Here is a 13,017-nt window from a genome sequence, read left to right on the forward strand (position 1 = left end):
CCGACCGCACTCGAAGAGGAAGCCCGATGCAGCCCCTGCGCATGTCCCGCCGCGTCATGAATCTCGCTTACATGCTGACCCAGAATGCCCGGCGGCATGGATCGCGTCCCGGTTTCGTCTGGGGGGACAGATCCTGGACCTGGCGCGAGATCGATGCGCAGGTCTCCGCGCTGGCCGCAGCGCTCGCTGCGCGCGGCATTGCCAAGGGCGACCGCATCCTCGTCCATTCCAAGAATGGCGGCGAGATGTTCTTCTCGATGTTCGCCGCGTTCCGGCTCGGTGCCGTCTGGGTCCCCACCAATTTCCGCCTGATGCCGGACGAGGTCAGCTACCTCGCCGAGGCCTCCGGCGCGAAGGCATTTTTGTGCCATGCCGATTTTCCCGAGCATGCCGCTGCGGTGAAGGGGGGCGCGCTGGAATTCACCTGGAGCGTCGACGGCAAGGCGTCGTTCGGCGAGACGTCGGTCGCGGAGGCCGTCGCGTCGAAGGCGGGTAACGCGGTCGAGAATGTCGCGGTCGAGCACGACGATCCCTGCTGGTTCTTCTTCACCTCCGGCACCACCGGCCGTTCCAAGGCGGCGGTGCTGACCCACGGCCAGATGGGTTTTGTCGTCACCAATCATCTCGCCGATCTCACCCCTGGCGTCACCGAAGCAGATGCCTCGCTGGTGGTGGCGCCGCTGTCGCATGGTGCCGGCGTGCATCAGCTGGTGCAGACCGCGCGTGGCGTGTGCACCGTGCTGCTGCCGACCGAGAGGTTCGACATCGACGAGGCCTTCCGCCTGATCGAGAAGCATCGGGTCGCCAATCTCTTCACCGTGCCGACCATTTTGAAGATGATGGTCGAGCACCCCGCCGTCGACAAATACGATCATTCCTCGCTGCGCCACGTGATCTATGCCGGCGCGCCGATGTATCGCGAGGATCAGAAGATGGCGCTGAGGAAGCTCGGCAAGGTCATCGTGCAGTATTTTGGATTGGGCGAGGTCACCGGCAACATCACGGTTCTGCCGGCGGCACTGCACGATCCAGAGGACGGCCCATATGCGAAGATCGGCACCTGCGGCTTCGAACGCACGGCCATGCAGGTCTCGATCCAGGACGACGAGGGCCGCGAGCTCGCAGCCAACCAGGGCGGCGAGATCTGCGTGATCGGGCCTGCGGTGCTCGCCGGCTACTACGACAACCCCGAGGCCAATGCGAAGGCGTTCCGCAACGGCTGGTTCCGCACCGGCGATCTCGGCCACATGGACGAGGAAGGCTTTATCTACATCACCGGCCGCGCCTCCGACATGTACATCTCCGGCGGATCCAACATCTATCCGCGCGAGATCGAGGAGAAGATCTTGACGCACCCCGCCGTTGGCGAGGTCGCCGTGCTCGGCGTGCCCGATGCGACCTGGGGCGAGGTCGGCGTCGCCGTCTGCGTCCCGCGTGAAGGCGCGAAGCCGGTGAGCGAAGCCGAGATGGCGGCGTTCCTGTCGCCGAAGGTCCCGCGCTACAAGATGCCGAAGCGCTTCTTCTTCTGGGAGGCGTTGCCGAAGTCCGGCTATGGCAAGGTGCCGAAGCGCATGGTGCGCGACGAGCTCGAGGCGCGTGGGTTGCTCGACCTCGACAAGACCTAGGCGGGCTGAGCGTAGGGGATGAGGAGTATCAAGCAGCCGGGCGCGCCGTTTCCCGAACGCATCCAGTGGGTGGAGGCGAGGGGGCGTGCCTTTTCGTTTACGCTTCAAGCCGGCCTGCCGTTGCTTGAAGCCGCGCGCCGCGGCTTTGCCGCGGAGGGATTTGCCGGTGGCGTGCTGAATTTCGGCCGCGGCGCGCTCGGCCCGTTCGCCTATGTCATGCCGGCGCTGTCGAAGAGCGGCGAGAACGCAGCGTTCTACAGCGATACATTTCGGCCCGGCGGCGTGGCGCGCACCAGGCTCGGCAGCATGACGCTCGGCACGCGCGACGGCGCGCCGTTCTTCCATTGCCACGGCCTGTGGACCGAGGCGGACGACAAGGCGAGCGGCGGCCACATGATGCCGGACGAGACCATTGTCGCCGAGCCGTTCGAGGTCGAGGCGTTCGGCCTCGATGGCGCAGCGTTCACGGCCGAGGTCGATCCGGAGACCAACTTTAGGCTGTTCGGACCGGTGGTCTCCACAAGTACCGACGCGGGCACGACGAGCCGCGCCTTCGCCTTGCGGCTGCGGCCTAACCAGGATTTTGCCGGCTGCCTCGAAGGCTTCTGCCGCGCGCACGGCATCGCCCGCGCGAAGATTCACGGCGGCGTCGGCTCCACCATCGGCGCGCGCTTCACCCATGGCGGCGTGACCCAGCCGTTCGCGACGGAGCTGGCGGTGACGGCGGGTACGATTGCGCCGGGCGCGTCGGGCGCACCCGAAGCGGCGCTCGACATTGCCCTGATCGACTACACCGGCGGCATCGCGGAGGGCCGCTTGATCCGTGGCGACAATCCCGTGCTGATGACCATGGAGCTGGTGCTCGAGGTTCTGGGCTAAAGCATGATCCGGAAAAGTGCGCAGGGTTTTCCCTCGCGACAAACGCGGAACGCGTTTGCGCGGAGATCATGCGCAAACAACAAGCTGAAGCGCGATGACTGATCTCATCGCGCTTTAGGATCGCCGAGCGATCATCAGTGCGAACGTAGCTTGGCAATGGCCAGGTACGTCGAGTCGCTCAACCCCGAGTTCGATCCCTGAAAGAGGTTGAGCAGAGGAGATTGAGCCTGACCGGTGCTCTGGCTGTTTCTGATGTCATACATCGCGGAGAAACGGTTCAACAGCTTTGCAACCTTGGTGGGATCGGACAGATCCGTGATCTTCATGAATCTGTCCACGAACTTGGCCTGCTGATCGATCGGCATCGCTGCCATCGAGTCCGGCAGATCGAAGGTGGTCCTGAACACCTCCGAGAGAGCCTTGTCGGCGAGGATGTCGTATGCGGAGGTGATTTCGCCCGCCTTGCGCTGGAAATAGAGCGCGAGGCGCACGCCGGGATTCGTCTCACCCTGCTGCTGCTCCAGGCTTTGCTGAAGATAGTTCGCCTGTGTTTCCCGGAATTGATCCCGCTTCTGGGGGCCCATCATCGGCAGGCGCGCGACGTTGCCTTTGCTGTCGAAATTGAACGATGCCACGATTTCAGCGAAGCGAGGATCCTTCTCGGTGTTGGCGAAGCTCTTTGGATTGTTCAGATCGGAGGCGAAGATCTTCTTGAGATATTCGGTGCTGACCTTCTTGGGATCCAGGCCTTTTGCGGCGAGAATGAAATCGACCATCTTCCGGTTATCAAGCAGCTCGGAAACGCTGTCGATGCCAGCGATGGCTTCCTGATAGGACGTCGCGTCTTTCTGGGCTTGTGCCCGAACGGCCTTCTGCTGATCGGGGCTAGCCTGCTTCACCGCTTGAATGACGTAGTCCCTCGCAATATCGAGGACTTCAGCCGGGTCCTGAGCCACCAGGGGCGTCGTCAGGTTGCCCTTTGCGTCGAAGTTGAAGGCGCGCGCAAGCTCGACGTAGCGATTGTCCTTGAGCGTATAGACGTAGCTCTTGGGATCGCTGAGGTCGCTTTCGAGCACCTTCTTGACGGTGTCCTGCGAGACCTCTGCGGGATCGAGCCCGACGGCGCCCAGCGCGAAGTCATACACCGCTGGAGTCGATACGAACGTCTGGAGCGAATTGATGGTGAGGACGGCCGTCCTGAATTGCCTGATGGCGAAAGCTTCGTTCAGCGGGCTTGCCGCCGCATAGACCGCGGACTTGCTGTCGTCGAACGCCTTTGTCGTGAGCGTGACGTTTGCGGCAGTCTGGGCGGACGCACCTGACGGAAGCGACCCGTCAGGCGAAAACTCGAACGCGCCGGCCAGGTCTACGAAGTTGCCGATCGTCGCGATCTGGTCGCCGAGGTCGGATACGCTCTTCGTGTATGATTCCAGGTGATATTTCTCGACCAGGATCTGGACCTTCAACTGGGACACGTCTGCGCCCGGCTGCGAGAGTTGGGCAGTGTAGTCGGCGATCTTCGTATTGGTGGCGCTCACGTCCGATTTGGCTTGAGCGAGCTGGGCGTTGAGGCCAGTTAGTTGAGATGCGAAGGTGGTGTTGACGTAGCTGTTGGGATCGGATGGATCGCTGCGCAGGACCTGGCTTATCGTGTCACGCGGCCACTTGCTTTCATCGATCCCGAACGCCGAATAGACGTAGTTGCGAAGACGATCGTCGTTCAGGAGCTGGTCTGCACTGGTGATGTTGCCGATTTTGGCGTTGTAGTATTTCGTGTCGTCGGCAAGCGCGTCGACCTGGCTCTTCTTGGTCGCCGTGTACAGACCGATCATCTCGTCGGTCTGATCGTCCGATTGCGCGACCGGCGTTGCCGCGCCGTTGAAGGAAAATGCCGCGGCAAACTCCCGGTAGCGCTTGTCGACCAGCTTGTTGACGAAGCTCTTGGAGTCGTTGAGATCGCTCTCCAGCACCTTTTTCATGAAAGCCTTGGCGTAGGCCATGTCCTCCAGGCCATATGCCTTCATCGCATAAGGATAGAGGCGATAGTCCTTCATGAAATCGTCGACGGTCTTCACCTTGCCGATGTTGGCCTTGTAATAGGCGGCCTCCCGCGCGACGTCCGTTTGCTGTTCGACCCGCGTCAGCGACTGCTTGAGATTGCGCGTGATGTAGCTGTAGCTGAAATAGGTTGTGACCATCGCGCATTCCTCGCGGCTTTAGTGTCCCGGACGTCCGTCAATCATTGCCGGGGTCGCGAGGTGGGAGCCGGCCTCATGCCAGCAAACTGTTTTACGTCGTCTCGGGGCGTTGCTGGCCTGCAATCTCAAGTGTTAGTTCGTGCCCAGTAACGCTTGCCGGGTCGATTTCTGTTTATTTCTAAATGTTTCTCAGATGCAGCTTTCGCGAGGGTTGCGTTCCCGTTATGTTCCGGTCGAGCGCTCTCCGTAGACGGACTGAGGTGACATGCTTTGTCTTCATTTGGCATTTAAACTCGCGGATACACTTTCGCATTCTCGCGGCACGTCGTGCCCGAGCTTTGCGGCCGCCCCCAAAAATGCCGAGGGCGCAGGGAAGGCCGGGTGCCGGCTGGGCACCCACGGTCCGCTGTGCGCGAAATGCGCTGGAAGATGATGCACAGCGGCATACAGGTGAAGCCAAACATCCGGCCTTCCCTGCGCAGTAGTTTGACGGCTTATGTCGCGCTCTCCCCGGGGAGCGATGCACTATTGCCCCCGTCGCCTTGCGGATGGCTGACGCGCGGACCCGGTCGGGCACCACGCATCACCGCAAGATTTGGCGCACAGACCCCCGGGCGCCAGGACCACACGATTTTGCCGTACGCAGGCTGCACCGGTCGTGTGCGCGCTAGCCGTTGCTCCCGGTGTGACCCGCCCTGCAAACCGCCTTCGCGCCGACGCCGCCTGCGCCCACCACGTCCCACCCCGCATGTCGTGACGATCGCGATACGCCCCTCGGCCCCGGGCTGGGATGGCCGAAATATATGCGGTACTTCCGAATTCGCGTAAAGCGAATTGTTTTCGCGCCGATACATTGACCCTGCTCTTGCGTGTGTTGCCTGTCGGGCAACGCAACGGATGGTGTGGATGGGCGAGCGCCTCCGCCACAGCCGTGCCGCGAACCGGTCTCGCCACGGTCCAAAAATGCGCTACCATGGCCTCAGCGCGCCTCAAGTCGCGCAGATGAAGAGTGAGGAAACGGTATGAGGACGAGAAGCGGAACGGCGATCGCCGGGGTGGCGGCGCTGGCGGTGGCGGGGATGGCTCTGACGGCTGCGCTCGAGCCGGTCTGGGCCCACGGGCCGACCCGGCAGAAGGTGCGGGAATCCATCGAGATCAACGCGGCCCCGGCCAAGGTGTGGGCGGTGATCGGCAATTTCCAGGACATGAGCTGGCTTCCGCCCGTGACCAAAACCGAGGGCGACAAGGGCAACGAGATCGGCGCGACGCGGAAGCTGACGCTGGCCGGCGGCGCCACGGTTGACGAGGAGCTCTACAAGTTCGACGCGGCCGCGATGACCTATTCCTACCGGATCACCACCGTTGACGTGAAGGTGCTGCCGGTGACCAATTATTCCTCGACGTTGACGGTCACGCCCGGCGCCGACGGCAAGGGTTCGACGCTGGAATGGGCTGGTGCGTTCTACCGCGGCTATCCCAACAACGATCCGCCGCCAGAGCTGAGCGACGAAGCCGCCAAGACCGCGGTGAGCGGCCTCTACAAGACCGGCCTCGAGGCGCTGAAGAAGAAGATCGAGAGCGGAAGCTGAGCGTGCGCACCCTGGTTCTGGCGGCACTCGCCGCCAGTATCTGCATCGTGGGTCTCGGCTGCGCGTCCGCCGAAGAGGCGTTCGTCACCAACCAGCTCAGCGACGATCTGATGGTCGTGGACCTCGCGACATCACGCAGCGTTGCGACCATCCCGATCGGCGGCAAGCCGGCCGGCATCGCCGTCAGCCCGGACGGGCGCTTTGCCTATGTCACGAGCCCCGACGCCAAGGCGGTGACGGTGGTCGACGCCGCAACGCGGCAGGTTGCTGCCCGCATCGAGGTCGGCGGCGGCCCGCTCGGCATTGCGGTGGCGCCCGACGGCCGCACCGTCTATGTCGCCGACTGGTATGCGGCGGCGGTGCGGGTGATCGATGCGGCCTCGCGGCGCCTCACCGCCAGCATCTCGGTCGGCGCTTCGCCCTCGGGGCTCGCGGTGACGCCCGACGGCAAGCTGCTGCTCTCGGCAGACCGTGACGACGACAGCGTTTCGGTCGTGGCTACCGCGACGGGCGAGCGCAAGGCGAGCATCAAGGTTGGCACCCGTCCATTCGGCGTGACCATCGATGCCGAGGGCAAGCGCGCCTACACCGCCAATGTCGGCTCCGACGACGTCTCCGTGATCGACATCGCTGAGGGGCGTGAGATCGCCCGCGTGCCGGTCGGGATGCGCCCCTACGCGGTCGCGCTGACGCTTGGGCGCGGCTTCGTCACCGACCAATATGGCGGCACCGTCAGCGTGTTCGATCTCGCGAGTTTGAAGCCGGTCAAGCGCATCAATGTCGGCGACTATCCCGAGGGCATCAACGCGACCGCCGACGGCAAGCGCGTCATCGTCGCCTGCTGGGAGAGCAACACGCTAAGCATCATTGACGCGGCTGAGCTGAAGGTGATCGGCGAGGTCAAGACCGGCGACGGGCCGCGGGCGTTCGGGGCGTTTTTGCGGAAGACGGAGTAGGGCGTCTACGGCATTGCATCGAACCGGATGTTGCGCTGAGCCGACAGATGCTCTCCAGGATCGATGAGCGCCGGGCGGGCGGACGTGGAGATTTTGCGATGGACAAATGGGCTGAGCTTGCGGTGTCGTGGCTGCCGTTCCTGCTGCTGATCGGGCTGTGGTTCTGGTTCTCGCGGCGAGCCGGAATGCAGGCACGCGGCAAGTCGGGCGTGACCATGATCGAGCTCTACGAGCAGCAGGTCGCCGAGACCCGGCGGATGAACGGCTTTCTGGAACGGATCGCGCTGTCGCTGGAGAAGCACGAGCCGCCGCGCGGCGGTTCGTAGGGTGGGGTTAGACTTGGGGCTGCGCGAAGCGGAGCCGCGTGCTAACCCACCCTACGAGTCCGGCATAGCGCCGACGCAATCTCATCCATCCGCTCAAACGTATAATCCGGCCCGTGGGCCCGCAGCGCCGCCGGTGCCGCGTAGCCCCAGTTCACCGCACCGCAGGTAATTCCCACCGCGCGCGCCGCCTCGATGTCGCGGACCTCGTCGCCGATCGCGATGACACGGCCCGGCTCCACGCCGGCGCGGCGGATGACCCGGCGGAATTTCGCGGGCTTGCCGAACAGCGACGCCGCGCAGTCGTAATGCGCAAACAGCGCGGCGGCATCGCCGAGCTTTTCGCGCGCATTGGCTTCGCTGTCGGAGGTCACCAGCGCGAGCTGCACGCCGTTCTCGGTCAGCGTCCGCAGCATCGCCTCGACGCCTGCAAACAGCGGAATCTCGCTAGCCGCCTCCGCCTTAAGCCGCCGCGCATGCCGCGCGATCGCCGGCAGCTTCCACAAGGGCACCTCGAGCCGGGCGAGGATCTCCCGTGACGAGGCATGCCGCAGCCCCTCGACGTCCTCATCGGCGACGCGGCGAAAGCCGAAGCGATCGGCGACGTCGTTGATGGTGCGCAGGAACCAGGGGAAGCTGTCGACGAGCGTGCCGTCGAGGTCGAAGATGGCGAGGGCGTAGGGAGGCATCGGGGGAGCTGACGACGGGTATCAAGGGCAGGCGAACGCTGTCCGGTTCATCCCCTATGATATCCAAACGGTGCTCTCGGTCCAGCCGAGGTCGGCAAACTCGGCGGCCCGGAGCGGTGCTTCTCCCTCCGCGAAGAATTCATCGAGTTGAGGCGGTGCGACGGCCGTTGCGGACAGCATGGCGTTCGCCTGCCCGCGATGATGGATCTGATGCTGAAAGAGATGCATGAGCAGCCGATCGCGGCGTTCGGTCTGAATCCGCGAATCGCGGTTGATCCTGACGACCCCGTCGAGAAGGTCGGCCGTCAGCGCATCGCAGACTGCGATCAACCGCCTGTCGATCGCGGCTTGGGCGGGCTTCAACGCGGCCAGCGTTGGGTACGGGACTTCGTTCTTCCAGGCCGCAGGTCCGAGCCATCCACCCTCCAGCGCATCGACATAGAAGAGGTCGATGACATAGATATGGTTCAGCGTGCGCTGCAGGCTCGGGAAAAAGCCGGTTCGCTCGGCTTCAAAATCGCCCTGGCTCAAAGCGGTGCAGGCAGTCAGCAGCCGGTGGTTCGCCCAGGCATTGTTGTGGGCGAAGGCGCGGTAGGTTTGCACAAAGCCAGCGGACAAGCTTGATCTCCCTTGGACCAATCGTCGGCGGATTTCGCTCGGTTCGCTTACTCCGCCGCCTCGCTCGTGCTCCTTCGCTTCGGCTTCCGTGCCTTCTTCAGCACCGGCTCCAGGAACTTCCCCGTGTAGCTCCGCGGCGCCTTGGCGATATCCTCCGGCGGACCCCAGGCCACGATCTCGCCGCCGCCGTCGCCGCCTTCGGGGCCGAGGTCGATGACCCAGTCGGCGGTCTTGATGACCTCGAGATTGTGCTCGATCACCACGACCGTGTTGCCCTGCGCGACCAGCTCGTGCAGCACCTCCAGCAGCTTCTTGACGTCGTGGAAGTGCAGGCCGGTGGTCGGCTCGTCCAGGATGTAGAGCGTGCGGCCGGTGGCGCGCTTTGACAGCTCCTTTGCCAGCTTGACGCGCTGGGCTTCGCCGCCGGAGAGCGTCGTGGCCTGCTGGCCGACATGGATGTAGTCGAGGCCGACGCGGTGCAGGGTCTGGAAGGTCTCGCGCACGCGCGGCACCGCCTTGAAGAACTCGGCGGCTTCCTCGACGGTCATGTCGAGCACGTCGGCGATGGACTTGCCCTTGAACAGGACCTCCAGCGTCTCGCGGTTGTAGCGCTTGCCCTTGCAGACGTCGCAGGTGACGTAGACGTCGGGCAGGAAGTGCATCTCGATCTTGATGACGCCGTCGCCCTGGCAGGCCTCGCAGCGGCCGCCCTTGACGTTGAAGGAGAAGCGGCCGGGTTCATAGCCGCGCGCTTTCGCTTCGGGGAGGCCGGCGAACCATTCGCGGATCGGCGTGAAGGCGCCGGTATAGGTCGCCGGGTTCGAGCGCGGGGTGCGGCCGATCGGCGACTGGTCGATGTCGATGATCTTGTCGATGTGCTCGAGGCCCTCGATGCGGTCGTGCGGCGCCGCGCCCTCGCTGGCATTGTTCAGCTTGCGGGCGATGGCGCGGTAGAGCGTGTCGATCAGCAGCGTCGACTTGCCGCCGCCGGAGACGCCGGTGACGCAGGTGAACAGGCCGAGCGGAATCTCGGCGGTGACGTTCTTGAGGTTATTGCCGCGCGCGTTCACCACCTTGATGGTCCGGCGGTGGTTGGGCGGACGCCGCTCCGGCACCTCGACCTCGAGCTCGCCGGTGAGGTACTTGCCGGTCAGTGATTTCGGGTTGCGCATGATCTCGGCGGGCGTGCCTTCGGCGACGATGTGGCCGCCATGCATGCCGGCGCCGGGGCCGATGTCGAGCACGTAGTCGGCGAGGCGAATGGCGTCCTCGTCATGCTCGACCACGACCACGGTGTTGCCGAGGTCGCGAAGCCTCTTGAGAGTATCGAGCAGGCGCGCGTTGTCGCGCTGGTGCAGGCCGATCGAGGGCTCGTCCAGCACGTAGAGCACGCCCGTCAGGCCCGAGCCGATCTGCGAGGCCAGGCGGATGCGCTGGCTCTCGCCGCCGGACAGCGTGCCGGAGGAGCGGGACAGAGTGAGGTAGTTGAGGCCGACGTCGAGCAGGAAGGTGAGGCGCTCGCGGATCTCCTTGAGGATGCGGCCGGCGATCTCCTTCTGCTGCGCGTTCAGCGCGTCCGGCACGGTCTCGAACCAATCTCCGGCCTTCTTGACCGACAGCTCCGAGATCTCGCCGATATGCTTAGCCCCGACCTTGACGCAGAGCGCCTCGGGTTTGAGCCGGAAACCGTTGCAGGCGCCGCAGGGCACGTCGTGGAAATACTTTGCGAGCTCCTCGCGCGCCCACTCGCTCTCGGTTTCCCGATAGCGGCGGTTGATGTTGGTGATCACGCCCTCGAACGGCTTCTTGGTGTCGTAGGAACGGACGCCATCCTCGTAGGAGAACTTGATCTCGTCCTCGCCGGAGCCGTGGAGGATCGCGTTCTGCGTCTTCTTCGGCAGATCCTTCCATTTGGTGGTCAGCGTGAACTTGTAGTGCTTGCCGAGCGCGGTCAGCGTCTGCGTGTAGTAGGGTGACGACGACTTAGCCCAGGGCGCGATCGCGCCCTTGCCGATGGCGAGCTCCTTGTCGGGGATGACGAGGTCCTCGTCGACATGCTGCTCGACGCCGAGGCCGCCGCAGGCCGGGCAGGCGCCATAGGGATTGTTGAACGAGAACAGGCGCGGCTCGATCTCGGGGATGGTGAAGCCGGAGACGGGGCAGGCGAACTTTTCCGAGAACAGGATGCGCTCGGGGCCGCTCTTGTCGTGGATCTTTGCGGTCTTCTTCTTCTCCTCCGCGGGCGCGGCCGCTGCGGGCGCGTCGGCGAACTCGACGACGGCGAGGCCCTCGGCGAGCTTCAGCGCGGTCTCGAAGCTTTCAGCGAGGCGCTGGCCGATGTCGGCGCGGACCACGATGCGGTCGACCACGACGTCGATGTCGTGCGGGAATTTCTTGTCGAGGCTAGGGGCTTCGGCCAGCTCGTAGAAGGTGCCGTCGATCTTGACGCGCTGAAAGCCCTTCTTGAGCCATTCGGCGAGCTCCTTGCGGTACTCGCCCTTGCGGCCGCGCACGACTGGGGCGAGCAGATAGAGGCGGGTGCCTTCCGGCAGCGCCAGCACGCGGTCGACCATCTGCGAGACGGTCTGGCTCTCGATCGGCAGGCCCGTGGCCGGCGAATAGGGCACGCCGACGCGCGCCCAGAGCAGGCGCATGTAGTCGTAGATCTCGGTGACGGTGCCGACGGTCGAGCGCGGATTCTTCGAGGTCGTCTTCTGCTCGATCGAGATCGCCGGCGACAGGCCGTCGATCTGGTCGACGTCAGGCTTCTGCATCATCTCCAGGAACTGGCGGGCATAGGCCGAGAGCGACTCGACGTAGCGCCGCTGGCCCTCGGCATAGATGGTGTCGAAGGCGAGCGAGGATTTGCCGGAGCCGGAGAGGCCCGTGAACACCACGAGCTTGTCGCGGGGAATCTCGACGTCGATGTTCTTGAGGTTGTGCTCGCGCGCGCCACGGATCGTAATTGCGCGCAGGCTCGAGCCCGCGTTCTGTTGTTGGCGCTTCGCCTTGATCACTTCATCCATCCGAGTTGCCCTCAAGGAATCCCATGGGTGCGCGACCGCGCCAACGCTGGAGGCGCGCTTCGCCCGGAACCGGGATCGGCGCCGATGGGTATGGCAGCGAACGTAGGAAGAACGAGAGCGGATTTCCAGTGGACTTTGCGAATCGTCAACGGATTGTTTGCGCGCTGGCGGCATCTGGCAGGAGCAAGGGCCTCCGGAACAGGCGAAGGGCCGGCGCGAGGCCGGCCCTTCGTTCGCGGTTGAGTGCGGAGCTGGGGAATCCGCGCTGGAGCAGGACTGGCAGTGTCGGACTCGGAATTCGGACTTGGAGTATTGGGGAGTTCCTGCGGGCCTGCCTCAGTATTTGGCGACGACCGGACCGCCCCAGCGGTAGTTGACGCGGATCAGGCCGATATCGATGTCCTGGCCGATCCGGTCGGTGTGCGCCGCCAGGCCGCCGACCAGCGTGGCGAAAGCGGCGCCATGGTGGCCGAGGAAGATGTGGTTGTATTCGCCGCCGACCGTCCAATTTTCGGTAAATCCGTACTCGATGCCGAAGCCGGCGGAGTAGCCCCAGCGGGTCTGGTTGACACTGTTGAATGCTGGCGCGCCCGCGCCCGGAACGAAAGTATCGTACTGGTCGTGGGCCACCGCCGCGCCGGCCTTGCCGTAGAACAGCAGGCTGTTCACGGCGTAGCCGAGCTGACCGGTGAACAGGCCGAAGCTGTTGATCTTGGTCTGGTTGGTCAGCGGCGCCAGCACCACGCTGACATTGCTGCCCTTGAAGTCGGCCCAGTTGCCCTGGCCTTCCACACCGAGAACCCAGTGGCCCTTCTGCCAGCGATAGCCGATCTGGCCGCCGACGGTGCCGCCGCTCGCGTTGTGACAGCCTTCGCCGATCGGCGGGTCGACCGCGACGCGGCCCGCATTGGAGATGCCCCAGCAGGAATGGGCGAGGCCGCCGCCGCCATTGATGCCGACATAGGCGCCGGTCCAGTCATAGGCGAGCACGGGCGCCGCCGGCGCCTTGTACAGCGGCAGATCGGCAGCACCGGCCGGTGCGAGCGCGCCGAGCGCGAGCAAGCTGACCGAGGCTAGCACCAACGTCTTCATGTCAATTCCCCAACGGACCAGA

The 13,017-nt window shown here is 64.5% G+C and carries 10 protein-coding genes; 5 read left to right on the top strand and 5 right to left on the bottom strand.

Annotated features, from left to right (window positions below; all coding sequences use genetic code 11):
* The first annotated feature begins 26 nt into the window (after positions 1 to 26).
* Positions 27 to 1,625, top strand: coding sequence for an acyl-CoA synthetase (locus AAFG16_RS25165; RefSeq protein ID WP_342729654.1), 1,599 nt, complete (start codon positions 27 to 29; stop codon positions 1,623 to 1,625).
* A gap of 18 nt (positions 1,626 to 1,643) precedes the next feature.
* Positions 1,644 to 2,504 carry a DUF296 domain-containing protein gene (locus tag AAFG16_RS25170; protein WP_342729656.1) on the top strand — a complete coding sequence of 287 codons (861 nt, stop codon included), beginning with the start codon at positions 1,644 to 1,646 and terminating at the stop codon, positions 2,502 to 2,504.
* Positions 2,505 to 2,638: 134 nt separating this feature from the next.
* Here AAFG16_RS25170 and AAFG16_RS25175 read toward each other — a convergent pair whose 3' ends face one another.
* Positions 2,639 to 4,702 carry a DUF1217 domain-containing protein gene (locus AAFG16_RS25175; protein ID WP_342729658.1) on the bottom strand — a complete coding sequence of 688 codons (2,064 nt, stop codon included), beginning with the start codon at positions 4,700 to 4,702 and terminating at the stop codon, positions 2,639 to 2,641.
* A 1,022-nt stretch (positions 4,703 to 5,724) separates the two neighbouring features.
* Between AAFG16_RS25175 and AAFG16_RS25180 the strand changes: the two genes are divergently transcribed.
* The 3 genes from AAFG16_RS25180 to AAFG16_RS25190 all read left to right on the top strand — a co-directional run bounded on the left by AAFG16_RS25180 (position 5,725) and on the right by AAFG16_RS25190 (position 7,573).
* Entirely contained in the window at positions 5,725 to 6,291 is a 567-nt protein-coding gene (locus tag AAFG16_RS25180) for an SRPBCC family protein (protein WP_342729660.1), read from the top strand.
* Between the two features lie 2 nt (positions 6,292 to 6,293).
* Positions 6,294 to 7,247, top strand: coding sequence for a cytochrome D1 domain-containing protein (locus tag AAFG16_RS25185; protein WP_342729662.1), 954 nt, complete (start codon positions 6,294 to 6,296; stop codon positions 7,245 to 7,247).
* Positions 7,248 to 7,345: 98 nt separating this feature from the next.
* Positions 7,346 to 7,573: a hypothetical protein gene (locus AAFG16_RS25190; RefSeq protein WP_342729664.1), complete on the top strand. Its 228-nt coding sequence runs from the start codon at positions 7,346 to 7,348 to the stop codon at positions 7,571 to 7,573.
* 41 nt (positions 7,574 to 7,614) lie between these two features.
* On the opposite strand, the gene AAFG16_RS25195 is transcribed toward AAFG16_RS25190, so the two are convergent.
* The 4 genes from AAFG16_RS25195 to AAFG16_RS25210 all read right to left on the bottom strand — a co-directional run bounded on the left by AAFG16_RS25195 (position 7,615) and on the right by AAFG16_RS25210 (position 12,995).
* Positions 7,615 to 8,259: an HAD family hydrolase gene (locus AAFG16_RS25195; RefSeq protein WP_342729666.1), complete on the bottom strand. Its 645-nt coding sequence runs from the start codon at positions 8,257 to 8,259 to the stop codon at positions 7,615 to 7,617.
* A 54-nt stretch (positions 8,260 to 8,313) separates the two neighbouring features.
* Complete coding sequence (locus AAFG16_RS25200; RefSeq protein WP_342729668.1) at positions 8,314 to 8,877, bottom strand: DinB family protein; 564 nt, start codon at positions 8,875 to 8,877, stop codon at positions 8,314 to 8,316.
* Between the two features lie 47 nt (positions 8,878 to 8,924).
* Complete coding sequence (gene uvrA / locus AAFG16_RS25205) at positions 8,925 to 11,903, bottom strand: excinuclease ABC subunit UvrA (RefSeq protein WP_342729670.1); 2,979 nt, start codon at positions 11,901 to 11,903, stop codon at positions 8,925 to 8,927.
* A gap of 336 nt (positions 11,904 to 12,239) precedes the next feature.
* Entirely contained in the window at positions 12,240 to 12,995 is a 756-nt protein-coding gene (locus tag AAFG16_RS25210; RefSeq protein ID WP_342729672.1) for an outer membrane beta-barrel protein, read from the bottom strand.
* Positions 12,996 to 13,017 lie beyond the last annotated feature (22 nt).

This window comes from Bradyrhizobium sp. B117, assembly GCF_038969555.1.
Classification (GTDB): domain Bacteria; phylum Pseudomonadota; class Alphaproteobacteria; order Rhizobiales; family Xanthobacteraceae; genus Bradyrhizobium.

Excerpts from the sequence above, each read along its gene's own strand:
- AAFG16_RS25165 (WP_342729654.1), top strand. The coding sequence starts at position 27 with ATGCAGCCCCTGCGCATGTCCCGCCGCGTCATGAATCTCGCTTACATG.
- AAFG16_RS25170 (WP_342729656.1), top strand. The coding sequence starts at position 1,644 with ATGAGGAGTATCAAGCAGCCGGGCGCGCCGTTTCCCGAACGCATCCAG.
- AAFG16_RS25175 (WP_342729658.1), bottom strand. The coding sequence starts at position 4,702 with ATGGTCACAACCTATTTCAGCTACAGCTACATCACGCGCAATCTCAAG.
- AAFG16_RS25180 (WP_342729660.1), top strand. The coding sequence starts at position 5,725 with ATGAGGACGAGAAGCGGAACGGCGATCGCCGGGGTGGCGGCGCTGGCG.
- AAFG16_RS25190 (WP_342729664.1), top strand. The coding sequence starts at position 7,346 with ATGGACAAATGGGCTGAGCTTGCGGTGTCGTGGCTGCCGTTCCTGCTG.
- AAFG16_RS25195 (WP_342729666.1), bottom strand. The coding sequence starts at position 8,259 with ATGCCTCCCTACGCCCTCGCCATCTTCGACCTCGACGGCACGCTCGTC.
- uvrA (WP_342729670.1), bottom strand. The coding sequence starts at position 11,903 with ATGGATGAAGTGATCAAGGCGAAGCGCCAACAACAGAACGCGGGCTCG.
- AAFG16_RS25210 (WP_342729672.1), bottom strand. The coding sequence starts at position 12,995 with ATGAAGACGTTGGTGCTAGCCTCGGTCAGCTTGCTCGCGCTCGGCGCG.